The sequence below is a fragment of the Streptomyces sp. NPDC048637 genome, assembly GCF_040650675.1.
Lineage (GTDB): Bacteria > Actinomycetota > Actinomycetes > Streptomycetales > Streptomycetaceae > Streptomyces.
In genome coordinates this window covers 1-26,915 of the sequence record NZ_JBEZHQ010000059.1, presented here as the reverse complement: position 1 = coordinate 26,915, position 26,915 = coordinate 1, and the positions used below count along the sequence as shown (strand labels likewise).

21 protein-coding genes and 1 pseudogene are annotated in these 26,915 nt (G+C 71.7%); 9 read left to right on the top strand and 13 right to left on the bottom strand.

Features of this window, described 5'->3' with window-relative positions; translation table 11 throughout:
- The first annotated feature begins 20 nt into the window (after nucleotides 1–20).
- Complete coding sequence (locus AB0C46_RS38345; RefSeq protein ID WP_362833756.1) at nucleotides 21–1,160, top strand: MFS transporter; 1,140 nt, start codon at nucleotides 21–23, stop codon at nucleotides 1,158–1,160.
- 288 nt (nucleotides 1,161–1,448) lie between these two features.
- Here AB0C46_RS38345 and AB0C46_RS38340 read toward each other — a convergent pair whose 3' ends face one another.
- Nucleotides 1,449–2,714, bottom strand: a complete 1,266-nt coding sequence (locus AB0C46_RS38340) for an MFS transporter (protein WP_362833742.1) — start codon at nucleotides 2,712–2,714, stop codon at nucleotides 1,449–1,451.
- 102 nt (nucleotides 2,715–2,816) lie between these two features.
- Between AB0C46_RS38340 and AB0C46_RS38335 the strand changes: the two genes are divergently transcribed.
- Complete coding sequence (locus AB0C46_RS38335; RefSeq protein ID WP_362833741.1) at nucleotides 2,817–3,269, top strand: helix-turn-helix domain-containing protein; 453 nt, start codon at nucleotides 2,817–2,819, stop codon at nucleotides 3,267–3,269.
- Nucleotides 3,270–3,314: 45 nt separating this feature from the next.
- On the opposite strand, the pseudogene AB0C46_RS38330 reads toward AB0C46_RS38335, so the two are convergent.
- The 6 genes and pseudogenes from AB0C46_RS38330 to AB0C46_RS38305 form a co-directional block, all read right to left on the bottom strand.
- Nucleotides 3,315–3,425, bottom strand: a pseudogene (locus AB0C46_RS38330) (ketosteroid isomerase); the annotation flags it as partial.
- 261 nt (nucleotides 3,426–3,686) lie between these two features.
- The gene (locus AB0C46_RS38325) at nucleotides 3,687–4,145 is read right to left on the bottom strand and encodes a cyclic nucleotide-binding domain-containing protein (RefSeq protein WP_362833740.1); all 459 of its coding nucleotides are present in this window, start codon (nucleotides 4,143–4,145) and stop codon (nucleotides 3,687–3,689) included.
- A gap of 99 nt (nucleotides 4,146–4,244) precedes the next feature.
- On the bottom strand, nucleotides 4,245–7,136 hold the full coding sequence (locus AB0C46_RS38320) for an NHLP bacteriocin export ABC transporter permease/ATPase subunit (RefSeq protein WP_362833739.1): 2,892 nt from the start codon (nucleotides 7,134–7,136) through the stop codon (nucleotides 4,245–4,247).
- A gap of 1 nt (nucleotide 7,137) precedes the next feature.
- Complete coding sequence (locus AB0C46_RS38315; RefSeq protein WP_362833738.1) at nucleotides 7,138–9,423, bottom strand: NHLP family bacteriocin export ABC transporter peptidase/permease/ATPase subunit; 2,286 nt, start codon at nucleotides 9,421–9,423, stop codon at nucleotides 7,138–7,140.
- The gene (locus AB0C46_RS38310; RefSeq protein WP_362833737.1) at nucleotides 9,420–10,226 is read right to left on the bottom strand and encodes an HlyD family efflux transporter periplasmic adaptor subunit; all 807 of its coding nucleotides are present in this window, start codon (nucleotides 10,224–10,226) and stop codon (nucleotides 9,420–9,422) included. The genes AB0C46_RS38315 and AB0C46_RS38310 overlap by 4 nt, the downstream gene beginning before the upstream one ends.
- A gap of 180 nt (nucleotides 10,227–10,406) precedes the next feature.
- On the bottom strand, nucleotides 10,407–10,634 hold the full coding sequence (locus AB0C46_RS38305) for a type A2 lantipeptide (protein ID WP_262037402.1): 228 nt from the start codon (nucleotides 10,632–10,634) through the stop codon (nucleotides 10,407–10,409).
- A 756-nt stretch (nucleotides 10,635–11,390) separates the two neighbouring features.
- Here AB0C46_RS38305 and AB0C46_RS38300 point away from each other — a divergent pair.
- A complete protein-coding gene (locus AB0C46_RS38300; protein WP_362833736.1) occupies nucleotides 11,391–12,422 on the top strand; it encodes a PHP domain-containing protein in 1,032 nt (343 codons plus the stop codon).
- 62 nt (nucleotides 12,423–12,484) lie between these two features.
- Complete coding sequence (locus AB0C46_RS38295; RefSeq protein WP_362833735.1) at nucleotides 12,485–13,153, top strand: SUMF1/EgtB/PvdO family nonheme iron enzyme; 669 nt, start codon at nucleotides 12,485–12,487, stop codon at nucleotides 13,151–13,153.
- Nucleotides 13,154–13,183: 30 nt separating this feature from the next.
- Here the strand turns inward: AB0C46_RS38295 and AB0C46_RS38290 are convergent, their stop codons facing one another.
- The 4 genes from AB0C46_RS38290 to tdh all read right to left on the bottom strand — a co-directional run bounded on the left by AB0C46_RS38290 (nucleotide 13,184) and on the right by tdh (nucleotide 18,036).
- On the bottom strand, nucleotides 13,184–14,542 hold the full coding sequence (locus AB0C46_RS38290; RefSeq protein WP_362833734.1) for a chloride channel protein: 1,359 nt from the start codon (nucleotides 14,540–14,542) through the stop codon (nucleotides 13,184–13,186).
- Nucleotides 14,543–14,715: 173 nt separating this feature from the next.
- Entirely contained in the window at nucleotides 14,716–15,624 is a 909-nt protein-coding gene (locus tag AB0C46_RS38285) for a LysR family transcriptional regulator (protein WP_362833733.1), read from the bottom strand.
- A 36-nt stretch (nucleotides 15,625–15,660) separates the two neighbouring features.
- Nucleotides 15,661–16,854 carry a glycine C-acetyltransferase gene (locus AB0C46_RS38280; protein ID WP_362833732.1) on the bottom strand — a complete coding sequence of 398 codons (1,194 nt, stop codon included), beginning with the start codon at nucleotides 16,852–16,854 and terminating at the stop codon, nucleotides 15,661–15,663.
- Between the two features lie 153 nt (nucleotides 16,855–17,007).
- Complete coding sequence (gene tdh, locus AB0C46_RS38275) at nucleotides 17,008–18,036, bottom strand: L-threonine 3-dehydrogenase (protein ID WP_362833731.1); 1,029 nt, start codon at nucleotides 18,034–18,036, stop codon at nucleotides 17,008–17,010.
- A 487-nt stretch (nucleotides 18,037–18,523) separates the two neighbouring features.
- Here tdh and AB0C46_RS38270 point away from each other — a divergent pair, with 487 nt between their 5' ends.
- Both AB0C46_RS38270 and AB0C46_RS38265 read left to right on the top strand, forming a co-directional pair.
- Entirely contained in the window at nucleotides 18,524–20,077 is a 1,554-nt protein-coding gene (locus tag AB0C46_RS38270; protein ID WP_362833730.1) for a S1 family peptidase, read from the top strand.
- A gap of 161 nt (nucleotides 20,078–20,238) precedes the next feature.
- Nucleotides 20,239–20,583 (top strand): hypothetical protein, encoded by a 345-nt coding sequence (locus tag AB0C46_RS38265; RefSeq protein ID WP_362833729.1) that lies wholly within the window; start codon nucleotides 20,239–20,241, stop codon nucleotides 20,581–20,583.
- A gap of 309 nt (nucleotides 20,584–20,892) precedes the next feature.
- On the opposite strand, the gene AB0C46_RS38260 is transcribed toward AB0C46_RS38265, so the two are convergent.
- A complete protein-coding gene (locus tag AB0C46_RS38260; RefSeq protein ID WP_362833728.1) occupies nucleotides 20,893–21,672 on the bottom strand; it encodes a VOC family protein in 780 nt (259 codons plus the stop codon).
- A gap of 152 nt (nucleotides 21,673–21,824) precedes the next feature.
- Here AB0C46_RS38260 and AB0C46_RS38255 point away from each other — a divergent pair, with 152 nt between their 5' ends.
- From AB0C46_RS38255 to AB0C46_RS38245, 3 genes are all read left to right on the top strand, one after another.
- On the top strand, nucleotides 21,825–24,236 hold the full coding sequence (locus tag AB0C46_RS38255) for a SpoIIE family protein phosphatase (protein ID WP_362833727.1): 2,412 nt from the start codon (nucleotides 21,825–21,827) through the stop codon (nucleotides 24,234–24,236).
- A 124-nt stretch (nucleotides 24,237–24,360) separates the two neighbouring features.
- Nucleotides 24,361–24,552, top strand: a complete 192-nt coding sequence (locus AB0C46_RS38250) for a hypothetical protein (protein ID WP_018091729.1) — start codon at nucleotides 24,361–24,363, stop codon at nucleotides 24,550–24,552.
- Nucleotides 24,553–25,068: 516 nt separating this feature from the next.
- Nucleotides 25,069–25,575: a DinB family protein gene (locus AB0C46_RS38245; RefSeq protein ID WP_362833726.1), complete on the top strand. Its 507-nt coding sequence runs from the start codon at nucleotides 25,069–25,071 to the stop codon at nucleotides 25,573–25,575.
- A gap of 282 nt (nucleotides 25,576–25,857) precedes the next feature.
- Here the strand turns inward: AB0C46_RS38245 and AB0C46_RS38240 are convergent, their stop codons facing one another.
- On the bottom strand, nucleotides 25,858–26,742 hold the full coding sequence (locus tag AB0C46_RS38240; RefSeq protein ID WP_362833725.1) for a GNAT family N-acetyltransferase: 885 nt from the start codon (nucleotides 26,740–26,742) through the stop codon (nucleotides 25,858–25,860).
- Nucleotides 26,743–26,915 lie beyond the last annotated feature (173 nt).

The window sequence follows — 26,915 nt, the reverse complement described above, 5'->3', positions numbered from 1 at the left end:
CGGCGGTGCTCGTGGCCCTGATGCTGGCTGCCTTCACCTTCAACACTGCGGAGAGCCTGCCGGTCGGCCTCCTGGAGCTCATCTCCGAGGGCTTACGGGTGTCGGTGTCGGCGACCGGTCTTCTGGTCACCGGTTACGGCGTGACGGTGGCCATCGCGTCGCTGCCGCTCGCCCACGCCACGCGGGCCGTGCCTCGACGTCATGTCCTCACGGGCCTGCTGGCCGCGCTCGTCGTGTCCAGTCTGGTCGCGGCCCTGGCGACCTCCTACGGCCTGCTCCTCGTAGCGCGGTTGCTGACCGCGCTGGCCCAGGCGCTGTTCTGGGCCGTGCTGGGGCCGGTCGCGGTGGGCCTGTTCGCGCCCGAGGTCCGCGGGCGGGTGGTCGGGGCGCTGTCCGTCGCCGGTTCGCTTGCCCTCGTGCTCGGTGTTCCCGCCGGGACCTGGCTGGGCCGGCAGAGCCACTGGCAGGTGCCAGTCGCCATGCTGGCGGCTCTGGGGCTCATCTCTCTGGTGACGATCGCCGCCCTGCTGCCGACCTCGCGTCCGACAGAAGGCCACACCTCCTACGGAACCAGTCCCGACGCCCGCCGGTTCGGGACCGTTCTGGCGGCCGGGACCCTGTCCGCCACCGGGGCATTCACGGGCTACACCTACATCGTGAAGTTCCTGGGCGACGTGAGCGGGTTCGCCCCGAGCACGGTCAGCGCCCTGTTGGTGACTTTCGGTGTTGCGTGTCTGGCCGGGGTGAGCATCACCGGTGCGCTGCTGGACCGCTTTCCGCACGCCGCGCTGACCACTGCCGTTGCCACGCAGGCGGTGGGAATGCTCGGGCTGTACGCAGCCGGCACCGATCCGGTGGCGGCGGTGGTGTTCCTGGTGCTGACGGGCGGTGCACTCGGGCCGGTGTTCATGACCACCCAGAACGCGATGCTGCATTGCGCACCGGGCCGCACGGACATCGCACTCGCCGCGAACTCCGGTGCGTACAACGCCGGCATCGCGGTGGGCGCCGCGCTCGGGGGACTGATCCTGCCGCTCGGCGACGTGCGGGGCACCTTCCTCGTCGGCGGGCTGCTGACCGTCGGAGCCTGCGCGGTACTGCTCGGCGGGCGGCTGCTGCCCGGGGGCCGCTGCATGCTCCTGCGGCCAACTCCCGGTTGACCGCCTGCGTCGACGAGACCGTCAACAGCCACGGAACACACTCAGTCGGTGGCCTTGCCACCTCTCGCTGTGAAGGCTGCGCGTTCCGCATCGAAGGCTGATGACGGCAGTTCTTCTCACCGACGGTTAAGCGCGCAGGTCAGAGCGTTGTGTCGAATGGCGTGACGAGGCGGCAGCCGCTACAACTCCAGCAACCGACGCCGGCTATCTCGCCACTCTCTGACGGGCTGCACAGCCCAGCCCTCTGACCTGCGGCGTTGCCCGTCACTCAACGTTCGGCGGGAACGCTCAGGCCTCGCTCTGAGAGGCCACCTCGGCGGCGGGGTCCGGGGTGCTGTGTCGAGTGCACGCCCACAGCACGAGGCCGAGGCAGCTGAACGCGGCACCCAGTGCGCATACGGCGCCCCAGCCGGCCAGCATGTAGAGGGAGGTTGCGGCGATGGCGCCGGTGGCGCTGCCGATCGAGTAGAAGACCATGTATCCGCCGATCAGCCGGCTGCCCGCGTCCGGGTGCAGCGCGTAGATCAGGGTCTGGTTGGTGACATGGACCGCCTGCACGGCGAGGTCGAGAAGGATCACCCCGACGGCCAGGGCCCAGAGCGAGCTGCGGGTGAAGGCCAAGGGCAGCCACGAGGCGGCGAGCAGTGCCAGGGCGATGCCGGTGGTCCGCCGGGAGAGCCCGCGGTCGTTCAGGCGGCCCGCCACGGTCGCGGCCAGGGCGCCGGCGACACCGATCAGCCCCAGCGCCCCGATCGCACTGTGGGGCAGGAAGTACGGGGCCTCGCTGAGCGGCAGCGCAACGCTGCTCCACAGGGTGCTGAAGGCGGCGAAGGTCAGCAGACCGAACAGGGCCCGGAGCCGCAGCAGTCGTTCCCGTGCGAACAGCGTGACCGTGGAGCGCAGGAGCTGTCCGTAGCGCAGGGTTGTCGGCGGAGCGTCACCGTGGCGCGGCAGCACTCGGTACAGAACCAGGGCGAGCAGCGCGGTGAGCGAGGCCGAGGCGAGGTAGACGGAGCGCCAGCCCGCGAGATCGGCCATGAGGCCGGATGCGGTGCGGGCGAGCAGGATTCCGATGACCACGCCGCTGGTTACCAGACCGACGACCCGTCCGCGCCCGGCGGGAGGGGCCAGTGATGCCGCGAAGGCCACCAGCGTCTGGGTGACGACCGCGAGAAGCCCCGTCGCAGCCATGCCCGCGAGCAGGATCGCCGCCGTGCGGGCGGCGGCTACCACGGCCAGCGCCACCACCAGGAGCAGCAACTGGGCCACGATGAGCCGTCTGCGGTCGGCCACGTCGCCCAGCGGCACGAGGAAGAAGAGTCCCAGCCCGTATCCGACATGCGTGAGGGTGACCACGCTGCCGACAAGTGCCGGGCTCATGGCGAGGTCGTGACCCATGGTCACCAGGAGCGGCTGGGAGAAGTAGACGTTGGCCACCGCGGCCCCGCAGGCGACGGCGAACAGTATGACGACGCCACGGGACAGGACGAACGCGGAACCTTCCCCGCTTCGGACCTCGGTCCGTCGTGTCACAGCCTCACCGTTGCCGGGCATCAGCACTCCTTCGCATATCTGGTTTCATCTTGCCACCAATGGCGACGGCGACGGTAGTGCCTTTGGTAGCATGTTGCAACCGTTGTGAGAGTGAGGGACGCCATGGTGACCAGGACGCGCTTCGACGACAGCGAATGTCCTGTCGCCCGGTCGGTGGACGCGATCGGCGACTGGTGGTCCCTGCTGATCGTGCGGGACGCCTTCGACGGAAGCCGGCGCTTCGGGGAGTTCCAGCGCAGCCTCGGCGTGGCCAAGAACATCCTCACCGCGCGTCTGCGCACCCTGGTCGCCGGCGGTGTCCTCGAATCCGCCCCAGCCTCGGACGGCAGCGCCTACCGCGAGTACGTACTGACCCCGAAGGGCAAGGCACTCTTCCCCGTCATCGTGGCACTGCGGCAGTGGGGCGAACAGAACTTCTTCGCCCCCGGCGAACCACACTCAGAGTTGGTCGACCGCCGAGAGGGACAACACGTTCGCGCACTGGAAGTGCTGTCTGCGGACGGGCGACGACTGAACCCCGACGACACCACCGTCCACAAGGTCTCCGCCCAGTGAACTGACACACCGCTTGTGTGCAAGGACGGCTCGGCGTTCGCCTCGTACAAGCCGCTCGACGTCCCCGGCCATCCGGGCGGCGAGGAACTCCTGGACGACGTGGCGGGTGGTGTCGGCCACGGAACTTGCGGTGGTGTCGCGGGACTTGACGGGCATGGTGCGCTCCTCGGGCCTGCGGTGCGGGGATTCCCGTCGGGTATCTCGTTGGCCTGCACCACGCTGCCGCAGCAGGGGAATGTGGTCGATTACGTCAGGGGTAATGGCCCGGGGGCTCCGTGCTCCCCCGGTCACCACCACCCGCCGCAACACGGACGGGAACCGGCCGGGAGCTGCTGCGTCTGACACACCTGCGGCGTGACGATCTCGCTCACCGCGTGGGGTCACCGCTCACCACCCACAGGAGGGCCGGGCGGGCTCTCAGTCGTCGGGGCCGATGCCCTGGGGCCCGTACAGATCGAGCAGGCGGGTGCGGGTGCCGTGCAGCCGGTCGGCCACCGTCCTGGCTACATAGCGGTACATCGCCCGGCCGAGGACGGGGTCGGACTCGCACAGGTCGCGGACCGCCCTGGCGTCGAACTCCACGGCCTCCACCGGGCCGACCGTCTCCGCTCCCAGGTGCCACAGATAGGGCGGGAACAGCCAGGACCAGCCGAGCAGTTCGTCACGGCCGAGGGTTTCGACGATCGCCGCCCGGCGCCCGGGGACGTGCTGGTCGAGGGCCACCTGTCCGCTGCGGATGATCCAGAACCGGTCCGCCCGCCGGCCCTCCTCGAAGAGCCGGGTGGCACGCGGCAGCGACACCTCGACGGCGACGTCGGTCAGCCGCCGGCGCCGGTCGGGCGGCAACTCATCGAACAGGTGGTTGATCGTGGCCATGCGTCCTCCGCTCGCTGCCTGCACGATATGCGGAGGTTTGCGAAGATCGCGGGACCGGCTCGACCCGCCGGCACCGGCGGGGCGGAACCCGGTCCCGTCTCAGGTCAGCTGACGTCGCACCAGATCGTGCAGCCGGCCGCCGGTGTCGGCGAGCAGTTCGGCCGGGGCACCCTGCTCGACGATCCGGCCCTCCGCCATCACGATCACACGGTCGGCGTCCATCACCGTGGACAGCCGGTGGGCGATCACCAGACGGCTGGCGCTGAGCTGGCGGGTGCTGTCGCTGACGATGCGCTGGGTCTCGTTGTCCAGGGCGCTGGTGGCCTCGTCGAAGAACAGGATCCGCGGGCGGCGGACCAGCGCCTGGGCGATCATCAGGCGCTGCCGCTGACCGCCGGAGATCGCGCCACCGCCGGAGATCATGGTGTGCAGGCCCATCGGCATCCGCTTGATGTCCTCGGCCAGGCCCGCCATCTCGGCGGCCGCCCAGGCCTCCTCCTGGGTGAAGGCCTCGGCGCCGCAGATGCAGTCCAGGATCGATCCGGTGAGCGGCTGCGCGTTCTGCAGGACGACACCGCACTGACGGCGCACCGCCGCCTGGTCGAGGGCGGCCAGGTCCTGGCCGTCATAGAGCACACTGCCCGAGGAGGGCTTGTCGAAGCCGATGAGGAGCCGCAGCAGGGTCGACTTGCCGCAGCCGCTCGGTCCGACGACGGCCACGAACTCGCCCGGCTGGACCCGCAGCGAGACATCGTCGAGGACGAGCGGGCCGTCGTCGGTGTAGCGGAACGAGAGCTTCTTGGCCTCGATACCGCCGGACAGGGTGCCGGGCTGGGCGCTGGCCCCGCGTACTTCCGGCTTCTCGTCCAGCACCGGTTTGATCTGCTCGAACATCGGCAGTGCGGCGGCGGCCGAGACGAACGCGCCGGTGATCTGGGTGACCGCGGTCAGCAGCATGGTCACCGAGGTGTTGAAGGTGAGGAACGAGCCGGCCGACATGGTGCCGCGGGCCGGGCCGGCCAGCAGTATGAAGAGGGTGAGCGAGCAGAACGGCAGATAGACGGCGTTGAGGACGGTGGTCAGATTCTTGATCCGGCCGGCCTTCTGCTGGAGTTCACGGGAGCGGGCGAACTCACGGGCCCAGGCCGCGTACGCAAAGCTCTCGGCCGCGGCGACCCGCAGCTTCGGCAGTCCCCGCAGGGTCTGGAACGCCTGGTTGTTGAGCTTGTTGCCGAGCTTGACCAGCCGTCGCTGCCAGCGCAGCTCCCACAGGCCCATGGCGAGGAACACCGCCCCGATGACGAGCAGCATGGCGACCGCCGCCAGCGCCAGCGGCACGCTGTAGCAGAGCAGCAGCACCAGATTCATCGCGCCGATCGTGGTGGACTGCACGGCCACCGGGCCGAGGCCGGACAGCACCCGCCGGATGCTGCTGATGCCCATCGCGGCGCTGGCCAGCTCTCCGGTGGAGCGTTCGGTGAAGAACTTCGTCGGCAGCCGCAGCAGCCGGTCCCACACGGCCGGCTGCAATGTGCTCTCGATGCGGCCCTCCATCCGCAGGACGGTGAGGTTCTGCAGCAGCATGAAGGCGGCGGAGACGATGCTGGTGATCATGACGGCCAGGGAGACCTGCACGATCAGGCTCTTGTCCGCGCTCGGTACGTACTCCCCGAGCACCTTGCCGGTCGCGATGGGGACGAGGGCGCCGAGGCCGACGGTCACCAGTCCGCTGAGGGCCAGATTGCGGACGTCCATACGGGTGCCGCGCAGGCTGAAGAGCATCAGCCGCCACAGGCTCATGGGCCGCTCCGGCAGCGGGCGGTAGAACATGACGGCGCGCGGTTCGAGTTCCTCGGCGTTGTCCTTGCCGAGGCGCATCCGCAGACCGGAGACCGGGTTGACCGCCTCGTAGCGGCCGCGGCGCCACAGCAGCGCCACCGGGGCGCCGGACTTGGCGCGATGGCCCACCAGGGGCCCGGTGTTGGTGCGCCACCAGCGGCCCTGGAGCCGGACCGCGCGGGTCCGGACCCGCGAGCTGACCGCGATCCGTTCGACCGGGGTGATCCGGTCGTTGACGGCGCCGCCCTTCGGTGGCTCGGTGAGCGTGATACCGGCCGCCTCCGCGACCGTGCGGCAGACCGCGAAGGTGGTGTCATCGCCGGCCCGGTCCGTGGTGGCGCTGCCCCGCCCGGCGCGGTCCTGCCGGCCGATGGACGCCAGCAGCGCCTGGTCGGCGCGCTCGCGGACGGTCTCGCCCGCCTTGATTCCGGCCGCCGTACGGTCCTCGTGGGCGCGCTCCAGCTGCTCGATCCAGCGGTCGACGGCGGACAGCAGCCGGTACTGCTGATTGACCATCTGCTGCCACAGCTCGGGGTCCACCAGCAGATCGCCGGCCGCCTCCGCGCTGTAGGAGGCGCCGTACTGCACACTGCCGGGCGGGACCGGCATCCACAGGATGTCGTCGTCGGCCACCGCGTCATCGCCGGGCCGGCCGTCGAGCGGCGCCTCGAAGAGCACGCCCAGGCTGCGGGCGGTGCCCAGCGCGAAGGCGTGCTCCAGCGGGGAGGGTGCCTCGCCCTGGACGTCGTACGCGGGGTCGTAGCCGTAGCCGCCCTGCATGCCGTACTGCGGATACGACCCGGTGTCGCCGTACTCCCCGTACTCGGGCCGGGGCAGTTCGCGCAGCGGGAGGCGGCGCAGCAGGCAGTCCTGGGAGGGCCGGCCGAGCAGGGTGTGCTGCGGACCCGCGACCGGGCCGAGCAGCAGCGTGCCCGCTTCGAGCCGGCCGAGGAAGTGCCAGTGCCCTTCCTGGGCGGCGTCGACGGCGAAGAGATCCAGCGAGCCGCCCGTGACGAGCCACAGCACATGCGGGCCCTCCAGGGGCACGCTGCGCAGCCCGGTGCAGTCGACCGGTGTGCCGAGGCTGCCCAGCGCATGGGTCACGGCGTCGGTGTCGCCCGGTCCCACGACCGCGGGCGGGGGTACGGACACGTCAGTGCTCCTTGACCAGCTCGGCGTACGGGCCCCCGGCGGCGACCAGGTCCTCGTGCCGGCCGCGTTCGACGACCACCCCGTGGTCGAGGACGACGATCTCGTCGCTGTCGCGGACCGTGCTCAGCCGGTGGGCGATGACGACGCAGGCGCAGCCGCGCCGCCGCAGGTTGTCCATGATGATCTGCTCGGTGCGGGCGTCCAGCGCGCTGGTGACCTCGTCGAGGACCAGGATGCTGGGGCGCCGGACCAGTGCGCGGGCGATCTCCAGCCGCTGCCGCTGCCCGCCGGAGAAGTTACGGCCGTCCTGCTCGACGCGGCTGTGGATGCCGTCGGGGCGCGGGGCGATCACCTCGTCGTAGAGCGCGGCGTCCTGGAGGGCGGTGATCACCGCGTCGTCCGGGATCGACGGGTCCCACAGCGCCACGTTGTCCCGGACCGTGCCCTCGAAGAGGAAGATGTCCTGGTCGACGAAGGACACGGAGGCGGCCAGCGCACTGCGGGAGAGGTCCTCCAGCCGCTGTCCGTCGATGCGGATGGTGCCTTCCCAGGGGCTGTAGAGGCCGGAGATCAGCCGGGAGACGGTGGACTTGCCGCTGCCGGAGCCGCCGACCAGGGCGACCTGCCGGCCGGGGCCGACGGCCAGGGAGAAGCCGGTCAGCAGCGGTTTGTCCAGCGGGCTGTAGCCGAAAGTGATGTCCTCCAGCGTCACATGGCCCTTGAGGCGGCGAGTGTCGGCGTCCGGTTCGGGGCGCGAGTAGAGGGTGTCGACGGGGAAGCTCTCGACGTCCTTGAGGCGGGCCACATCGGCGGCGAAGTCCTGGATCCGGCCCGCCACCCCGTTGAGCCGGGTGATGGGCGCGGTGAAGCGGGTCACCAGCGCCTGGAAGGCGACCAGCAGACCGATGGAGATATGGCCCTCGACCGCCCGCAGTCCGCCGATCCACAGGATGAGTGCGCTGTTGAGCGTGGCCAGGGTGGGGGCGACGACGGCCAGCGCGGCGCTCGGCACTCCGAGGCGCTGCTGCACCTCCAGCGTGGTGGCGTGCTGGCCGGCCCAGCGGCGGAAGTAGCCGTTCTCGCCGCCGGTGGCCTTCATCGTCTCGATGAGCTGGAGGCCGGTGTAGGAGGTGTTGGTCAGCCGCGCGGTGTCGGCGCGCAGCTTCTGGGTGTGGGTGGCCCGCAGCCGGATCACGATCCGCATGGCGACGACGTTGAGCAGCGCAATGCCCACGCCGATGACGGTCAGTTGGGGGTCGTAGGTCCACAGCAGGAAGGCGTAGAGGACGACGACGATCCCGTCCACGCCTGCGGCGGCGAGGTCACGTGCCAGGGTCTCGGCCACCGCGTCGTTGGACTGCAGCCGCTGGACCAGGTCGGCCGGGCTGCGCTGGGCGAAGAAGGTGACCGGGAGTCTGAGCAGATGGCGCAGGAAGCGGGCGCTGGTGAGAGTGGAGGAGATGATCCGGCCGCGCAGCAGATTGGCCTGTTGCAGACCGGTCAGTACGGCGGTCAGCGCGACCATCGCGGCCATCGACGCGAAGAGCGGGCCCAGCAGCGAGGTCTGGTTGCCGATCAGGAACATGTCGATGTACGTACGGCTCAGCGCGGGCACCGCCGCACCGACCGCGACCAGCAGCAGGCTGGCGAGCAGCGCGGCCAGCAGGGTGCCGGTCGTGCCGCGCATCCGGGCGGGTACGGCGCCGAGGACGCCGGGCTTGCGGCCGCCCTTGTGGAAGGATTCGCCGGGTTCGAGGACCAGGGCGACACCGGTGAAGCTGGTGTCGAAGTCCTCCGTCGCCACGAAGCGGCGGCCCTTGTCGGGGTCGTTGATGTGCACGCCGCGGCGGCCCATGCGACGGCCCGTGCCGTCGTAGACGACGTAGTGGTTGAACTCCCAGAACAGGATGGCGGGCGCCTGCACCTCGGCGAGCGCGGCCGGTTCCATCTGCATGCCCTTGGCCTGGAGCCCGTAGCTGCGGGCGGCCTTGAGCAGATTGCTGGCGCGCGAGCCGTCGCGGGAGACACCGCAGGCGATCCGCAGCTCTTCGAGCGGTACATGCCGTCCGTAGTGAGCGAGCACCATGGCCAGCGAGGCGGCGCCGCATTCCACGGCCTCCATCTGGAGGACGGTGGGGGTGCGGACGGTCTTCGTCTTCTTGGGCTTCGGGGCGGGCGCGGCCCGGCGGGTGCGGCGGGCGCCGGGCGCGGGTTCCGCGCGGCGGCGGCCGCGGACCGGCGGCGGCAACTGCTGCTGCGGGGCGGCGGAGTCGTGCGGGGCGGTCACGGCAGCAGCCAATCGATCGGGTGCTGCGCGGCCAGGTGGACGGCGCCGCTGGCCGGCGTCATGGAGTCGACGGCGTACGGCGGGCCGTCGGAGGTCGACCAGGCGTAGCCGGATCTGCTGTGCGGGACGGCGTCGAGCTGTACCAGGACCGCGACGGGCTGGCCGTGCTGCGAGAACTCCTCGCCGAGCTGGCTGCTGCCCAGGAAGGTGCTGATCCGCTGGCGGGACTGTGCCGTCCTGCCGACCGCCTTGACCCGCCCGCGCAGTACGCCGTACTGCTGGGCCGGCACGGACTGGACGGTGAGGTCGACGGACGCGCCGACGGGGACGGTGGCACCGCTCTCGGCCGGTACGTACAGCGTCGCCGTCAGGGGGTCACCGGCACGGGCGATGCGTTCCACGGAGGCCACATCCGCGCCGGTCGTGACGACGGAGCCGATCGTGGCGACCATCGTGGTCAGCCGGCCGGCGGCGAGCGTACGGACGACGGTGGTGCCCTGTGCGGTACGGACCCTCAGGACGGGGGTGTGGGCGGCGACCCGCTTGCCCTCTTCCGCGAGGACGGCGGTGACCTGGCCCGCGACGGGGCTCTGCAGGACGTAGCTGCCCTGGCCGTGCGTGAGGATGCCGGGCGCGTTGAGGGTGGACGACACGGTGCCGGTCACCGCCCATACGGAGGCGGCGATCACGAAGAGGACCGTGACGGTCAGTACGAGCCAGCCCTGGGGCCGGGCGAACCGCACCGGAAGATCGATTTCCTCGGGCGACTGCAGTTTGGAAAGGGCCTGTTGGCGGAACTGCACGACACTCTTCCCTCAACTGCAAACGGTCTGGTGCGGACGGGTGGCGGCCGGGTGCCCCGGGGCCCGGACGAAGCCGGGCGGATCCGGGGCACTCGGCCGGCAGGTCGGCAAGGAGGGGGCGCCGACCTGCCGTTGTCACCGTTCAAAGCCGGCTGTGCCGCTCAGCGGCACAGAAGGGGCTCAGAGACCGGCGACCAGGCCCGTGGCGGTGCCGACGACGCCCGCGGTGTTGGTGCCGGCGACACCGTCAACCAGGCCGGTGGCGGTGCCCACGGCGCCCGAGACCGGGGCGATGGAGTCAACGGTGCTGGTGGCGGTGCCGACCACGCCGCCGACGAGGCCACCGGACACGTTGTCCAGGTCGCTGTCGGAGATTTCCTGCGTCTGAACCTGGGGGGTGGAGTTCATGATGATTCCCTTCGGATGAATATCTCGAAAAAACCGCGTCCGAACCGTCCGGTGGGGGGCCCGGCCGCGGCAGCGGCAGTCGGGTTCCCGAAATCGGGAACCGGGGGGTGACTCCCGCAGTGCGAAGGATCAAAGCATGCAGGTGCGTTGCGCTGCTAATCGGGTAGCCGCCGATCCGGGCGCCATCCCCGCTTCGAAATACCTGACGTGCACGCATGTCCATGACTTGGTGGCAGCTTCTTCACATCTCCTTCGGTTTCTTTTCCGGGAGCTCGGCAATCGCTCGTTCGGCGAACTGGACATTCCGTCACCAAAGCGCTGAGGCGCAGGTCAGCGTAGGGATGCGCCGCGGGAGAGCGTGTGCCGACTGCACATTCGGTGTGCAGATTCTTTGAAGACCGCCAATTTTTACGGCACCTCGGCGCAGCGCGGGCAGCCCACTCCGACGCGCGCTTCCGACGGAGCCGCGCCGAATGTTGCAAGGGCATTAAAGGTGCCCGATTCGCCCGGAGTTCATGGTCGCTATTTGGGGTGTTGAACGTATGGAATGGACTCATCGGCGCTATCCGTATGCCATTTCCATGGAAACGGATCGAGTGGCCGGAGAACGGACATAACCGTATAACGGAGCGCCGTCGGACCCGTCGGTAATGGGCGATTACCGCCGGAAACACCGGCACCCCGGTGGCAGCCGCTCAGCCGCTGGGGCACCGTGAGAGGACGCTGCGGGGCCGGCGCCCCGGAAAGGAGCCGTACGTGGAGCCCGTCGAGGCGCTGGAGCGGATCGCCTTTCTGCTGGAGCGGCAGGGGGCGGTGAGCTACCGCGTCCAGGCGTTCCGTACGGCCGCGACGGTGATCGCCGAGCTGCCCGCCGACGAGCTGCGCACCCGCACCCGGAGCGGTTCGCTGGGGCGCCTCAAAGGGCTGGGGCCCAAGACCACCCGGGTGATCGAGGAGGCGCTCGCGGGCGCGCGGCCGGAGTATCTGACACACCTTGAGGGGGAGGCGGGCGGCCCGCTGGTCGACGGGGAGCAGGGGCAGCGGCTGCGTCAGGCGCTGCGCGGCGACTGCCATCTGCACTCGGACTGGTCGGACGGCGGCAGCCCGGTCGAGGCGATGGCACGGACCGCCCGCGACCTCGGACACGCCTGGTGCGCGCTGACCGACCACTCCCCCAGGCTCACCGTCGCCCGCGGGCTGACCGCCGAGCGGCTGCGGCGGCAGTTGTCGCTGGTGGCGGAGGTGAACGAACGGCTGGCGCCGTTCCGGCTGCTGACCGGGATCGAGTGCGACATCCTCGACGACGGCTCGCTCGACCAGGAGCCGGAGCTGCTGGAGCAGCTCGATGTGGTGGTCGCCTCGGTGCACTCCAAGCTGCGGATGGACAAGGCGCCGATGACCCGGCGGCTGCTGGCGGCGGTCCGCAATCCGCTGGTGGACGTGCTCGGGCACTGCACCGGGCGGCAGATCACCGGGAAACCGCGCCCGGAATCGCAGTTCGACGCCGGAGAGGTGTTCGCGGCCTGCGCCGAGCACCACACCGCGGTGGAGATCAACTGCCGGCCCGACCGCTTCGATCCCCCGCGCCGGCTGCTCCGCCAGGCGCTGGAAACCGGGACCCTCTTCTCCATCGACAGCGACGCCCATGCACCGGGCCAGCTGGACTGGCAGATCTACGGCTGCGCCCGTGCCGAGGAGTGCGGCGTACCGCCGGAGCGGGTCATCAACACCTGGACGGAGCGCCAGTTGGCCACCTGGACCCGGACGGGCCGGACCCCGCGCCGCTGACCGCGCCCGGCGCCGCTCTCCCACGCTCCGCGGAAGGGCGGCGTTGGTAGCCTCACCTCCTCATGGACACACGCACAGCAGACGAGATGGTTGCCGTCCCGCCGGGGCGGGTGACGCTGTCGGACCGGCGGACACAGCGCAGTTGGCCGGTCGAGCTAGCGCCCTTCCGGCTCGCGCCGTTCCCGCTCACCCAGGCGCGGTACGCACAGGTCACCGGCGAGCGGCCGAGCAGCGCGCAGGGCGACCGGCTCCCCGTCGAGGGCGTCTCGTGGTGGGACGCGGTCCGGTTCTGCAACGCCCGGTCCGCACAGGAGGGGTTGGCACCCGCGTATCGCCTGCACCCCGGCGTCGAGCGGGTCGAGTGGGACACCTCCGCCGACGGGTACCGGCTGCCGACCGAGGCCGAGTGGGAGCACGCATGCCGTGCCGGTACGGCGGAGGCGCGCTACGGGCGGCTCGACGAGATCGCCTGGCATCGCGGCAACTCGCACGAGCGGATGCACGAGGTGGGCGGCAGACAGCCCAACGCGTGGGGCCTGTACGACATGCTGGGCAATGTGTGGGAGTGGTGCTGGGACCTCTACGACGCGGAGGTCTACGGCAGCTACCGGGTGCTGCGCGGCGGCGGGTGGTTCGACGAGCGCTGGAGCTGCCGGGCCTCGGTGCGGCGCCGCAGCCACCCGACGTTCCGGATCGACGACGTGGGGTTCCGCCTCGCGCGTTCCCTCTGACGGGGCCGGCAGCGGGGGTCCACCTCGCTGTCACGCGGTGTGGGGTGCCGCCGCCGGCGCGTCCGGTGCGGTGGCCGGAGTGAGGCGCAGCGCCACGACGTAGGCGACCACCACGGCAACGATCACGAGCGGCATCACGGTCAGTCCGCTCTTCCCCAGCAGCAGCGTGGCCAGCAGCACCGAGGTCATCGGGAGCCGGAGCATGGCCACGCACATCGCGCCGACGCCCATCGCGAAGGCCGCGGTGAGCGACAGACCGGGCAGGTGGGACAGCACGACACCGCCCGCCGCGCCGAGGAACAGTGCGGGGAAGATGGGGCCGCCCCGGAAGGCGCTGAGCGATGCGCAGTACGCCAGGCCCTTGCACAGGATGAGGAGCAGCAGCGCACCCACCGTGTAGCCGGCGCTGTCCCGGAACAGTGACCCCAGCGCCGACTGGCCCGAATAGAGCATTTCGGAGGCGGGTTTGCCGGTGGCCGCGGCGAACGCCACCGCCAGGGCGCCCACCACGAGGCCCATCACCATCGTGGCCGGTACCCGGTGCCGGACGACATGCCCCTTGAGGAACCGCGCGAAGCGCCGTACCCCGGTCGCGGCGAACCCGGCGGCCAGCCCGATGACCAGCGCCCAGCCGAACTCCGGAATCGTGGGTCCGGCGGCCCTGGGGATGTCGTGCAGCGCGAGCGAGTAGGTACCGAGCCCGGTCCAGTCCCCCAGCCCGGTGAAGATCAGCGCCCCCAGTCCGGACGCCAGCAGACCGGGCACCAGCACGATCCCCAGCATCGGACCGCCCAGCCCCGACACCTCCATCAGCAGGAACGCGCCCAGCAGCGGAGAGCCGAGCAGGGCGCTGACCGCCGCGAAGCTGCCGGCCGCACCCACCGTGGCGGCCGCCTGGGCCGGCATGCCCGGGTTCAGCAGCCGTACGGCGCCCGCGGCCAGACCGCCGCCGAGGGCGATCAGCGGTGCCTCGGGGCCCAGCACCACGCCGAAGCTGAGAGAGGCCAGGGCTGCGAGGAAGACACCGGGCAGCGCGGAGAGCGGGGGCGCGCCGCTCAGCGTCAGCCCGTCGGCCGGCTCATGGCCACCACCGCCGGGCAGATAACGGACGGTCAGCCCGACGAGGAGACCGGCCACCACAAGCATCGGCACCGGCCACCAGATCGGCGTCCCGGCGAAGCCCAGCGCCCGCGGCAGGTCCTGGTAGATCAGCGGTTCCAGCTCGTGGACCAGCGCGAGAAAGCCGAACGCGACGGCGCAGACCGGGAAGCCGATCGCCGCGGCCACCAGCAGGAGCTTCAGATATCCGCGGGTGCGCACCAGCGCGTAGGAGTCCTGCGGCGCGGTGGTCGGCGTTCCGCCCACCGGGCCGGCCGGGCCGACCGACATGCGCCTCGCCTCCTCGGAACCGGGGATGCCCCGGCGCCCGCCCCGGGCCGCCGCCGTGCCGAGCCTGCCATGGCCGGTCCGGGTCGGCACCTCGGGCGCGGCCGGACAGGGAGGGGTGGCGGCGCGGTGTGTCCGGCCCTCCGTCGCCGTGGGGCGCGCGGGGGTTGCCGCCCTCACCCCTGAGAGGCCGCCGCCTCCCGGAGCGCGGCGAGCACCGGGCGGAAGAGCGGGTGCTCCTCGGCGCCCCGGCGTACCGCGGCGAAGACCCGGCGGGTGGGGGCCACATCGTCGACAGGGCGGACCACCACCCCGGTGAGGTCCACATCCCGCAGCGCCGAGCGGGGGACGAGCGCCACGCCCGCCGCGGCCGAGGCGAGCGCGACGACGGCGCGGAAGTCGTCCGAAGAGTGCTCCAGACGCGGCTGGAATCCGGCATACTCGCAGGCCAGGACCACCACGTCATGGCAGGGGTTGCCGGGGTAGGGGCCGATCCACGGGTCGCCCGCGAGATCGGCCAGGGCCACCTGGGCGGCATCGGCGAGGCGGTGGCCGGGCGGCAGGACCGCGTCGAAGGGCTCCGCGTAGAGCGGGACCCGGGTCAGCCGTGGGTCGTCGGCGCCCGGTGCGCCCCGGTATTCGACGGCCACCGCGACATCGACCTGCCGGTCGAGGACCATGAGCAGGCTCGCGTCACCCTCGGCGTCCTGGACATGGACCCGGATGCCGGGGGCGGTGCGGGCGAGTGCGGTGAGCGCGGGGGCGACGACCAGGCCGATGCCGGTGGCGAAGGCCGCGACGGTCACCGTGCCCGCCTCGCCCGAGCCATAGGCGGCGAGCTCGGACTCGGCGCGCTCCAGCTGTGCCAGGACGGCGTTGGCGTGGGTGAGCAGGATGTCGCCCGCGGCGGTCAGCCGTACGCCGCGGGCGCTGCGCTCCACCAGACGGTGGCCGGTCTCCTGTTCCAGGGCGGCCAGCTGCTGGGAGACCGCCGAGGGCGTGAGGTAGAGCGCGGCGGCCGCGGCGGTGACCGTGCGGTGGTCGGCCACCGCACGGAGGATGTGCAGCCGTCGTGCTTCGATCATGCTTCCAGTTTCGCAGGAGCGGCCCGGGGGGCGATGTCAGCCCGTGAGCGCGGCCCTCGCACCGACGAACGCGTCGACCGCGCGGTTGACGTCCTCGGTGGAGTGGGCGGCGGACAGCTGTACGCGGATCCGCGCCTGGCCCTGCGGGACCACCGGGTAGGAGAAGCCGATGACGTACACGCCGCGCTCCAGGAGCAGCTCCGCCATCCGGGCCGCCTCGGCCGCGTCACCGATCATGACGGGGGCGATGGCATGGTCCCCGGGGAGGATGTCGAAGCCCTCCTCGGTCATCCGCGAGCGGAACAGCGCGGTGTTGGCGTGCAGCCGCTCGCGCAGGTCACCGGCCGACTCCAGCAGGTCGATCACCTTCAGCGAGGCAGCCGCGATCACCGGGGCGAGCGAGTTGGAGAAGAGGTACGGGCGCGAGCGCTGGCGCAGCAGCGCGACGATCTCGGCTCGGGCCGCGACATAGCCGCCGGAGGCGCCGCCGAGGGCCTTGCCGAGGGTGCCGGTGATGATGTCGACCCGGTCCATCACCCCGTGCAGCTCGGGGGTGCCGCGGCCCCCGGCGCCGACGAAGCCGACCGCGTGCGAGTCGTCGACCATCACCATGGCGCCGTAGCGGTCGGCCAGGTCACAGATCTCACGCAGCGGCGCCACATAGCCATCCATGGAGAACACACCGTCGGTGACGATGAGCTTGCGTCCGGCGGTCCCCGCCTCCTTCAACTGGCGTTCCAGATCGGCCAGATCGCGGTTGGCGTAGCGGAAGCGGCGGGCCTTGCACAGGCGGATGCCGTCGATGATGGAGGCGTGGTTGAGGGCGTCGGAGATCACCGCGTCGTCCGGGCCGAGCAGGGTCTCGAAGACACCGCCGTTGGCGTCGAAGCAGGAGGAGTAGAGGATGGTGTCCTCCTGGCCCAGGAAGCCGGAGATCCGCTGCTCCAGCTCCTTGTGGACCTCCTGGGTGCCGCAGATGAAGCGGACCGAGGCGAGGCCGTAGCCCCAGCGGTCGAGCGCTTCGTGGGCGGCCGCGATGACCTCGGGGTGGTCGGCGAGGCCGAGGTAGTTGTTGGCGCAGAAGTTGAGGACCTCGCCGGGGGTGCCTCCGGCGGTGACCCCGACGGTGGCGGACTGCGGGGTGCCGATGACGCGCTCGGGCTTGTGCAGACCGGCGGCGCGGATCTCTTCGAGGGTGCCGCGCAGTTCGTTGCGGACGGAATCGAGCATGAGGGGCTCCTTAGGGGTGCGGTGGGCGAGTGAGCCGAAGGGGCGCGCCGGTGTGGAGAGGCCGAGCACACGCAGGCCCGACGGAGGAGGGCTGAGCATGGCCGGTCTCCCGACACCTGCTTCTGCGCCCCGGGGGCGAACCGAGCCGGAAATTCAGGCAGTCCAGTCGAGGATGATCTTGCCGCTGCGGCCGCTGGCGGCGTCGTCGAAGGCGGCGTCGAAGTCCTGGTAGGCGTAGCGGCCGGTGATCACGGGCGAGAGGTCGAGACCGCCTTCGAGCAGCACGGACATCGAGTACCAGGTCTCGAACATCTCCCGGCCGTAGATGCCCTTGATCGTGATCATGGAAGTGACGATCCGGGACCAGTCGACGGGGAACTGCTGGGACGGCAGACCGAGCATGGCGATCCGGCCGCCGTGCGTCATGTTGGCGATCATGTCGCACATCGCCTCGGGCCGCCCGGACATCTCCAGGCCGATGTCGAAGCCCTCGCGCAGGCCCAGCTCACGCTGGCCGTCGGCGATGGTCGCCCCGGCGACATTGAGGGCGAGACTGACGCCGACCTTGCGGGCCAGGGCGAGGCGCTCCTCGCTGACGTCCGTGATCATGACATTGCGGGCTCCGGCGTGCCGGGCGACGGCCGCGGCCATGATGCCGATCGGCCCCGCGCCGGTGATCAGCACGTCCTCGCCGACCAGCGGGAACGACAGCGCGGTGTGCACGGCGTTGCCGAACGGGTCGAAGACGGCGGCGATATCGAGGTCCACGGGGACGCGGTGCACCCAGACATTGGTGGCGGGCAGCGCGACGTACTCGGCGAAGGCGCCGTCCCGGCCGACGCCGAGGCCGACGGTGGCGCGGCACAGATGGCGGCGGCCGGCCAGACAGTTGCGGCACTTGCCGCAGACCAGGTGGCCCTCACCGCTGACCAGGTCGCCGGCCTTGATCTCGGCCACATCGCGGCCGGTCTCCACCACCTCACCGACGAATTCATGGCCGACCGTCAGCGGGGTGGTCACGGACCCCTGGGCCCAGCCGTCCCACGCCCGGATGTGCAGGTCCGTGCCGCAGATGCCGGTGCGCAGCACCTTGATCAGCACATCCCCGGGGCCGATGGCCGGCTCCGGCACGTCCATGAGCCAGAGTCCCGGCTCCGTCTTCTGCTTGACCAGTGCCTTCATCGCAGCGGCTCCCGTACGTGAGTGACCTGCCGGGGGCCCTCCCCGGCCGCCCGATCTTCATCAGGAAATCTTCCGTACCTCGGCCGCGCGGTCCATCGAGGATTTCTTAAGCGCGGTCACAGCTGCCCTTTACGCCCCCTCGGCACCGGGCTTTTGGCCCCCGCGCCCCGGGACGTGAGGCTGGTCATGCCGCGCCGGAGACCGCGCCCGGCCGGGCCGCCGGACACGCGGTACGGAGAAGGCGCCGACGGTCTCCCGCGCCCCCGGGCTCCGGCGGCACCCGGGCTCCGGCGGGCTCGGGAGTGTAAACGTTCGCCCCCGCAAGCGTCGGAATTCATCACAGCTTGAGTGGCCGTGAGACCGGGGTGCTCGGCGCTACGTAGGACTGGGTGTGCACCACACACGGGTGCTGACGCGACGCACCGCGGTCGCCCGTGTGCCCCGTTCCTGTGCGTCCCTGGAGGTCAGTGAATTGAGCCACCGACATGTGAACAAGCGCCTGCGGACCGGCGCGCTCGCCACCGCCGGTGTGGCCGCCGTAGCGGCTGCAGCGATCCTGCTGCCCAACGCCAACGCGAGCACGGACCAGCCGGCGGCCCCGAAGACGCTCAGCGCCCACTCCGCCACGCAGCTGGCGGCGTCCCTGAAGGCGGACCTCGGGGACCAGGGCGCGGGCTGGTACCTCGACAGCTCGAAGGGCCACCTCGTCATGAACGTCCTGTCGGAGGACGACGCCGCGAGCGTCACGGCCAAGGGTGCCGTCGCCAAGGTCGTCCACAACAGCTTGACCGCGCTGAAGTCCGGTGCGAAGACCCTGCGCGACAACGCCTCGGTGCCCGGCACGGCCTGGTCGATCGACCCGAAGACCAACAAGATCGTGGTGGTCGCCGACAGAACCGTCACCGGCGCAAAGATGGCCACCCTCACCAAGACCACGAACGGTATGGGCGAGGGCATGGTGACCGTCAAGCGGTCGCAGGGTGAGTTCAAGCGGTACACCGGCGAGGACGCGGGAGGCGCGGCCGGCAGCGCCGCGGGGGGTGCCGGAGACGCTGCGGGCGGCGCGGGAGACGCCGCAGGTGGTGCCGGAGACGCCGCAGGTGGCGCGGGAGACGCCGCAGGTGGTGCCGGAGACGCCGCAGGTGGTGCCGGAGACGCCGCAGGTGGCGCGGGAGACGACGGTGGTGCCGGAGGTGGCGGGCAGGCCGCCGGGCCGATCGGCGGCAGTGCCATCTTCGGCGGCAACGCACGCTGCTCACTGGGCTTCAACGTCACCGTCAAGGGCGCACCGGCCTTCCTGACGGCCGGTCACTGCGGCAACGACTCCAAGACCTGGACGGCGGACCAGGGCGGCAGCCAGCCGCTGGGCACGGTGTCCGACTCCCAGTTCCCGAAGACCGACTTCGCGCTGGTCACCTATGACGATGCGGCCGCGAAGCCGCAGAGCGCGGTCGACCTGCAGAACGGCAGCACCCAGGAGATCACCAAGGCCGCGGAGGCCGCCGTCGGCATGAAGGTGCAGCGCTCGGGCAGCACCACCGGCCTCAGCGACGGCACCGTCACCGGTCTTGACGCGACGGTGAACTACGGCAACGGCGACATCGTCAACGGCCTCATACAGACGGATGTCTGCGCGGAGCCCGGTGACAGCGGCGGCGCGATGTTCTCCGAGGACTCGGCGGTCGGGCTGACCTCCGGCGGCAGCGGCGACTGCACCGCGGGCGGCGAGACCTTCTTCCAGCCGGTCACCGACGCGCTCAAGGCCACGGGTGCGGAGATCGGCGCCGGGGGCGGCGATGCGGGCGGCGGTGCCGGCGGCGGTGACAACGGCGCGGCAGGCGGCAACGGCGCGGCCGGCGGCAACGCCGGTGCGGGAAACGCCGGTGCCGGCAACGCGGGGGCCGCAAACGCCGGAGCGGGCAACGCCGGTGCGGGAGCGGGGGACCCGGGTGCGGGCGCCCAGGACCCCGGTACCGGCGCGGAGGACCCGGGAGCGGGTGCCCAGGACCCCGGCGCGGGCGGCGGTGACGCGCTGAACTGACGGCCGGGGAACCCCAGCTGAGCGACCGGCCCCGCCCCCTTCACGGCGAAGGAGAGCGGGGCCGGTGAGCGCTAGGGGCCCGGAGTGTGGCGGAACCATAGCGACCGCCCGCGGGGCGGTGTCAGAATACCGGCCCTACTCCGCCCCTTCCTCAGGGCGTCATGGCGTCGAACGCACTCGATTCCAGCGGGTTCACGGTCGAGAAGACCTCCTTCACCCCTCCCCCGCCGCCGGGCGCGGACCCCTCGTCGGACGCCCCCGGTCCGGGGACGGTCGGCCAACGGAGCTGTTCCTACCCGGGCGTGGTGTTCTTCGCGGGGCGCTCGGAGGACTTCGAGTCGCTGCTCGGCGGCATCAACGAGTCCGGCAACTCGGATCCGCCCACGCTCCTCGGCGGCGACGATGTGGCCCGGCTGGCCGCCGACGCGGACCGGGTTTCGACGCCGTCAAGCTGTACATCAACGCGGTCAAGCAACTGCGCGAGGACGCCGCGCAGATGCCGTTGACACCCCCGCCGTATGGCATGCGATCAGCGGTGTCCACGGGGACGAGGCGCTCGACGGGGAGAGCGGCGTCATCAGCTTCGGCGGCGATGTGGACCGCCAGGTCCCGTTGGACAAACTGCTGTCCGTGCAGCACATCGACGGCGCGGGCAAGCCCACCCAGGCGGGCTTCTGCGGCCGGGTCGGCGGGCAGAAACAGTCGTCGTGGTGTCAGCCGCTGGAGGCGGGGAAGGGCCGGTGACGGAGGGCGCCGCAGCGAAGCGGGGCCGACGCGGGCCGGGACCGCGGGCCGGACGGGAACGGCCGTCGGCGTCAGGTCGCGGTGACGGTGAACAGGCCGCCGTCGGGGTCGCGGATGACGGCCTGGCAGCCCTCGCCGTCCGCGGTCGGGGTCACGGGGGTGACGGTTCCGCCGGCGGTCACCGCAGTGGCCGTCACCTTCTCGATGTCGCGCACCGGGAAGTGGACGTGCCAGCGGGGACGCACCCGAGGGTCCGGGGCGGACTCGACGCCGCCGCCGCGCAGGGTGGCGACGGTGTGCGTACCGTCGCGGACGATCACCTGGTCGTGTTCGTAGGTCACATCGCAGCCATCCGGCTCCCCGGAGGCCCAGCCGAAGACCTCGGCGTAGAAGATGGCGGCGGCGAAGGCGTCCCGGGTGCGCAGTTCGAGACAGGCGGGCGCATTGCCCTGTCCGACCGACCAGGCCAGGGTCTGGCCCTCCCAGAAGCCGAAGGTGGCGCCGTCGGGGTCGGCGGCGAGGGCGGCCCGTCCGGGGCCGAGCTTGAGCGGGCCGACGGCGACGGTCGCCCCGCGCTCGCGGATCCGGCCCGCGGTGTCGTCGGCGTTCTCCACCGCGAAATAGGAGGTCCAGGCCACGGCGACCTGGAAGCTCTGGGCGAGGGCCCCGATGCCGGCGACCGGCTGCCCGCCGGCCAGCGCGATACAGAATTCCTCTCCGAGGCTTGCCGGGCGGAACCGCCAGCCCAGGACCGCGGAGTAGAAATCCTGCGCGGCCTCCAGATCGCGGGCCATCAGGCTGACCCAGCAGGGAGCGCCGCGTACCGCGGTGACGGGGCCATGGGCCGACATGACATCTGCCTCCTGTTGCTCAGCGCCCCTTCCCACTCTGCCAGCGACGGGGCGGGGCCGCACCAAGGGCGCCTCCCCCCGGCAGCAGCGCAGTTGTGCCGGTCTTGATCAGGCTCGATGCTGTAGATACTGAACCGGGCTGGGTTGATGCCATGAACGCATGGAACGCGGCGGAGAGCGCCGACTTCCGTGGTCCCCTCGATGTCACCAGGGCGGCCACAGCGGTGCTGGACGCCCAGGACCTGATCATCGGCTGGAGCCCGGCGGCCCAGCGGCTCCTCGGATATCTGCCGGAGGAGATCGTCGGGCAGCCCCTGGAGACACTGGTTCCGCCCGGCGTCAAGGGGTCCGGACAGGTACCGGACGAGGCGCTCAGCGGCGACCGGGAGCTCACAGTGCGGCACCGGAACGGCCGGCTGGTGCGGATGGCGGCCATGATCTGCCCGCTCTCCAAGGTGTCCGAAGGCTCCGGTCCACAGCCTGCCCGTGTCCTGGTGGCGGCCGAACTGGAGGCCCACCGGATGTGGGAGTCCCGCCAGGCGATGCTGCACGGTCTGGCCACCCAGTCCCCGGTGGGCCTGGGCATCTATGACACCGATCTGCGGCTGACCTGGGCGAACAGCGCGTATATCCGGGAGGTCGGACTGCCGCTGCGGGAGTTCCTCGGTGCCCGCGCCGATGAGCTGTATCCGGGCGGCGAGTTCATGACCGAGGGGTATCCGCGCACCCTCGACGCGGTGATGCACCATGTCGTCGACACCGGCGAACCGTTCCTCGATCTGCACTTCGTCGGCCAGCAGCCCGCCGACCCGGGGCACGATCACGTCTGGTCCTGCTCCTATTACCGGCTGCAGGACACCCACGGACAGGTGCTCGGGGTGTGTGAGGACTCCTTCGACATCACCGGCCGCTACCAGGCGCAGCGCCGGCTGAACCTCCTGGTGGAGGCCGGCGCCCGGATCGGCACCACCCTCGATATGACCGTCACCGCCCGGGAGATCACCGAGGTGGCGGCGCCGGAGTTCGCGACCGCGGTCACCGTCGACCTGATGCAGTCCGTACTGAACGGCGACGAGCCGGAACCGGCCGGCGGCGCACTGCCCACTCTGGTGCGGGTCGCCACCCGCTCCGCCCACGACGGGCCGGACGGGCCCCCGCACAGCCCGCACCGTGTCGAGTACCCGCCCGGCTCGCTCCAGTACCGCAGCATGTCCTCCGGCGGGATGGTGCGCGACGAGAACACCATCGTCGTGCCGCTGCGGGCCGGCGGCACCCCGTTGGGACTGGTCACCTTCCGCCGCGGCGCCCCGATGACGCCCTTCGACAAGGGGGAGATCGAACTCGCCGACGAGCTGGTCACCCGGACAGCGGTGTGTCTGGACAACGCCCGCCGCTTCGCCCGGGAGCACACCGCCGCGCTGACCCTCCAGCGCAATCTGCTGCCCCAGCATCTGGCGTCCCCGTCCGCCGTCGATCTGGCCTACCGCTATCTGCCCAGCGATGACCGGGCCGGGGTCGGCGGTGACTGGTTCGACGTCATCGGGCTCTCGGGCGCCCGGGTCGGTCTGGTCGTCGGCGACGTGGTGGGCCATGGCCTGCAGGCGGCGGCGACCATGGGGCGGCTGCGGACGACGGTCCGCGCCCTGGCCCGGCTGGACCTGGCCCCCGACGAGCTGCTGAGCCGGCTGGACGACCTGGTGGAACAGACCGCCGAGGAGCAGGCGGCCACGGTCGGCACGGACATCGGCACGGACGATGTGGCCACCGGTGTGACCTGCCTCTATGCGGTCTACGATCCGGTGTCACGGCGGTGCACCATGGCGCGGGCCGGGCATCTGCCGCCGGCCGTCGTCGATCCGGAGGGCAGGGTGTCCTTCCCGGATCTTCCGGCGGGCCCGCCGCTGGGCCTGGGAGGCCTGCCGTTCGAATCCCTGGAGATCGAGCTGCCGGTCGGCAGTCTGGTGGCCCTGTTCACGAACGGGCTGGTCGAGGCCCGTCACCACGATGTGGACGAGGGGCTGGACACCCTGGGCCGGGTGCTGGGCGCGCACCGGCGTCCGCTGGACGAGCTGTGTGATCATGCGCTGGCCGAGCTGCTGCCGGACGGCCCGGCCGCCGATGACTCGGCGCTGCTGCTGGTGCGCACCCGCGAGCTGGCTGCCGGGCAGGTGGCGGCCTGGGAGCTGCCCGCGGAGCCGGCCGCGGTGGGCAAGGCCCGCGAGCTGGCCACCGGGCAGCTGCGGGAGTGGGGCCTTACGGAGGTGTCCTACGCGACCGAACTCGCGGTCAGCGAGCTGGTCACCAATGCCGTACGGCATGCCTCGGGGCCGCTGCATCTGCGGCTGCTGCGCGACCGGACCCTGCTGACCGAGGTGTCGGACACCGGCCACACCTCGCCCCACCTGCGGCACAGTGCCAGCGACGACGAGGGCGGACGGGGGCTGTTCATCGTTGCGCAGCTGGTGCAGCGCTGGGGGACGCGCTACACGCCGTACGGCAAGACGATCTGGACGGAGCAGGCGTTTCCGCCGCACTATTCCGGGGCTCCGCGGCCGGCCCGCTGACCGGCCGGCGGGCGCTGCGGCCGGAGACGGCCCGGCGCATATCGTGCGGGCGTTCGGAGGGGGTCCCATGATGGAACCAAGCGAGGTCCCGGCGACTCGGCGGGCGCGGACAGAGGAGGACCCTGTGACGAGCAATGGCAGGGAACAGGCGGCCGAGCGGCGGCCGACTCAGCTGTACACCGGTAGCGAGCGGCCCTATGACCCGGAGGATCTGGTGAAGGCGTCCGGGCGCGAACCCACCCCCGCGAGCCTGGAGTGGGCCCGGCGTCTGATCGCTGAGGAAGGACCCGGCGCCATCGAGCGGTATCTGCCGTGAGTGCCGCCGGCTGAGCAGCGGGCGGAGAGCCCGGAGGGCGGCCTGCTCCGCGGAACGGTGTGCCACGGCGGAACGGTGTGCCACGGCGCACCGTTCCGCGGACCGCCCGTCCGTGCGCCTTTGTGCATGCCGCCGACCGTTCGCGCCGTAACAGGACGCCCGGCGCACGGAGTTGAGCGCGGATCCGGTGCAGCCGTCCAAGAGGACCTGGTGCCAGGGGGCCGGAATGCTGTGCCGGGCGGGCCCTGGCGCGGGCACCGCCGTCCGCCCACCGCGACCGCGGACAAACCCCTTGCGGCGGCCCGCAGCACTCGGGAAGATCACCTCGACCGCCGCCTTCCCGGCACGCTCCGGAGCGCTCAGTGAGTTCGTCTCCCTCCAGGGGCCACGCGCTCTCCTCCGGACCTTGCCCGGTAGGCGGCTCCCACCACCAGGACGCCTCAGGACGCCGCTCAGCGCCCCGACATCACACCGGCCGAGACCTGCCCGGGGACTCGCCGCGGAAAGGAACCCTCCGTGACCACCGAACGCATCTCCCCGCCCGTCCGCGGCGGCGAGCGGGAGAGCCTGCGCTCCTCTCTCGACTTCCACCGGGCCACGCTCGCCATGAAGACCGACGGCCTCTCCGACGAGGACCTCAGGCGACGGTCGAGCCCGCCTTCCGCGCTCTCCCTGCTCGGCCTCGTGCGGCATATGGCCGAGGTGGAACGCACCTGGTTCCGCCGGGTGATCAACGGCGAGGACATCCCGCTCGTCTGGTCGGCCGAGGGCGACTTCCAGGCGGCGTACGACGCGAGCACGGCCACCCGCGAGGAGGCGTTCGACGCCTGGCGGACCGAGGTGGCGCACGCCCGGCGCATCGAGCAGGAGGCCGCCTCGCTCGACGTCACCGGCTACCAGCCCCGCTGGGGCGAACATGTCTCCTTGCGCGCGGTGATGCTGCACCTGATCCATGAGTACGCCCGCCACAACGGCCATGCGGACATCCTCCGCGAGGCCATCGACGGCACGGTCGGCGCCTGAGGGGACCGGACCCGGTCAGGGGGCGTCGGCACGGGTGTCGAGTTGCCGCCGGAGCATGTGCGGTCGACGGCGCACGTCTTCGGGCTGCCGCTGTTCCAGGAGCAAGCGGACTCCCTTCCCGACGGCAGAGCTCGAACGGGAATGGGGTGCTGGTTCCACGGTGCCGAGCTGATGTGGCCGCCACGGCGCCGCGCCACCACCAGCGCCGCCATCAGGCGATCCCGCGCGGGTCGGCCGTCGCGGTACGGGAACAGGACCGGCACCGCGTAACGACCCGCCCCCTCAGCCGAGTTCCAGACTGGTGACGCCGAAAGTGCGCTCCTGCTCCGCCGGTGGCACCGGGCCGGTGTACATCCGCACGGTGTGTGACTGCGGGGTCAGGCCGCGGGAGGTGACCAGGGTGTGGGCGGCGTGCCGGGGGCCGGGGACGTCGAGGGAGACCTCGTCGGCCGGGCTGACGGACGCTGTGAGGGCGTCGAAGAGCGCTTCGGCGGCCGCGGTGGTGTCGGCGAAGAGCGGGCCGATGCGGTGACCGGTGCGGGCCGGGCGGAGCACGCCGTAGCCCGCGATCGCGCCGTCGTGCAGATACGCGAGGGCGGTGTGGCCGGGGGCCGTCAGCCAGCGGGTGACGAACGCGCGGCGGTCGGCGGGGAAGCAGCGCCGGTCGTAGTCGGCGACGGCGTCGAGATGCGCACGGGTGACGGGGACGACACCCGGCGTGGGGGCCCCGGGGCCGAGGGGGCGTCCGGCGTAGCGGATGGTCTCGTGGGCGGGGGCGAACCCGGCGCGCCGGTACGTGGCCTGCTGTGCGGGGACCGCGTCGAGACCCACGGTCCGGGCACCGGCGTGCGGGAAGGCGGCACGCCAGGTGGCGAGGCCCAGGCCCTGCCGGCGGTGGTCGGGGTGGACGAGGTAGTAGCCCAGGAACGCATAGGCGTCCGAGTAGTTGACGACCGAGACCGCGGAGACGGTCCGTCCGGCGCGGCGTCCGATGAAGAAACCGGCGGGGTCGGTGGGGTGGAAGCAGGCGGTGTCGCCGCGTCCGGGGTTCCACTCTTCGTCGGCGGCCCATTGGGCCACCTGGTGCCATTCGTCCAACGAGGCGGTGCTGACGGCGAGTTCGCCGGTGACGGGCTGCGGATCCGGAGCGTTGCCGAGGGAGGGCATACCGGGTGTTCGTCCCTTCTGGTGGGGTCAGGAGGCGAGTGAACGGGAAGGTGCGGAGCCGGTGACGGGGTGTGGGCGGGGCGGGGGGGGCGGGGGGGGGGGGGGGGGGCGGGGGGCCCCCCCCCCCCGCCCCCCCCCCCCGGCGGGGGAGGGGGCCAGGGGGGGCGCCCGCG

Bases quoted from the DNA above. Each gene is read 5' to 3' on its own strand.
- AB0C46_RS38345 (WP_362833756.1), top strand. From the start codon at position 21: ATGCTGGCTGCCTTCACCTTCAACACTGCGGAGAGCCTGCCGGTCGGC.
- AB0C46_RS38340 (WP_362833742.1), bottom strand. From the start codon at position 2,714: ATGCCCGGCAACGGTGAGGCTGTGACACGACGGACCGAGGTCCGAAGC.
- AB0C46_RS38335 (WP_362833741.1), top strand. From the start codon at position 2,817: ATGGTGACCAGGACGCGCTTCGACGACAGCGAATGTCCTGTCGCCCGG.
- AB0C46_RS38325 (WP_362833740.1), bottom strand. From the start codon at position 4,145: ATGGCCACGATCAACCACCTGTTCGATGAGTTGCCGCCCGACCGGCGC.
- AB0C46_RS38305 (WP_262037402.1), bottom strand. From the start codon at position 10,634: ATGAACTCCACCCCCCAGGTTCAGACGCAGGAAATCTCCGACAGCGAC.
- AB0C46_RS38295 (WP_362833735.1), top strand. From the start codon at position 12,485: ATGGACACACGCACAGCAGACGAGATGGTTGCCGTCCCGCCGGGGCGG.
- AB0C46_RS38290 (WP_362833734.1), bottom strand. From the start codon at position 14,542: ATGTCGGTCGGCCCGGCCGGCCCGGTGGGCGGAACGCCGACCACCGCG.
- AB0C46_RS38285 (WP_362833733.1), bottom strand. From the start codon at position 15,624: ATGATCGAAGCACGACGGCTGCACATCCTCCGTGCGGTGGCCGACCAC.
- AB0C46_RS38280 (WP_362833732.1), bottom strand. From the start codon at position 16,854: ATGCTCGATTCCGTCCGCAACGAACTGCGCGGCACCCTCGAAGAGATC.
- tdh (WP_362833731.1), bottom strand. From the start codon at position 18,036: ATGAAGGCACTGGTCAAGCAGAAGACGGAGCCGGGACTCTGGCTCATG.
- AB0C46_RS38265 (WP_362833729.1), top strand. From the start codon at position 20,239: ATGGCGTCGAACGCACTCGATTCCAGCGGGTTCACGGTCGAGAAGACC.
- AB0C46_RS38260 (WP_362833728.1), bottom strand. From the start codon at position 21,672: ATGTCGGCCCATGGCCCCGTCACCGCGGTACGCGGCGCTCCCTGCTGG.
- AB0C46_RS38255 (WP_362833727.1), top strand. From the start codon at position 21,825: ATGAACGCATGGAACGCGGCGGAGAGCGCCGACTTCCGTGGTCCCCTC.
- AB0C46_RS38240 (WP_362833725.1), bottom strand. From the start codon at position 26,742: ATGCCCTCCCTCGGCAACGCTCCGGATCCGCAGCCCGTCACCGGCGAA.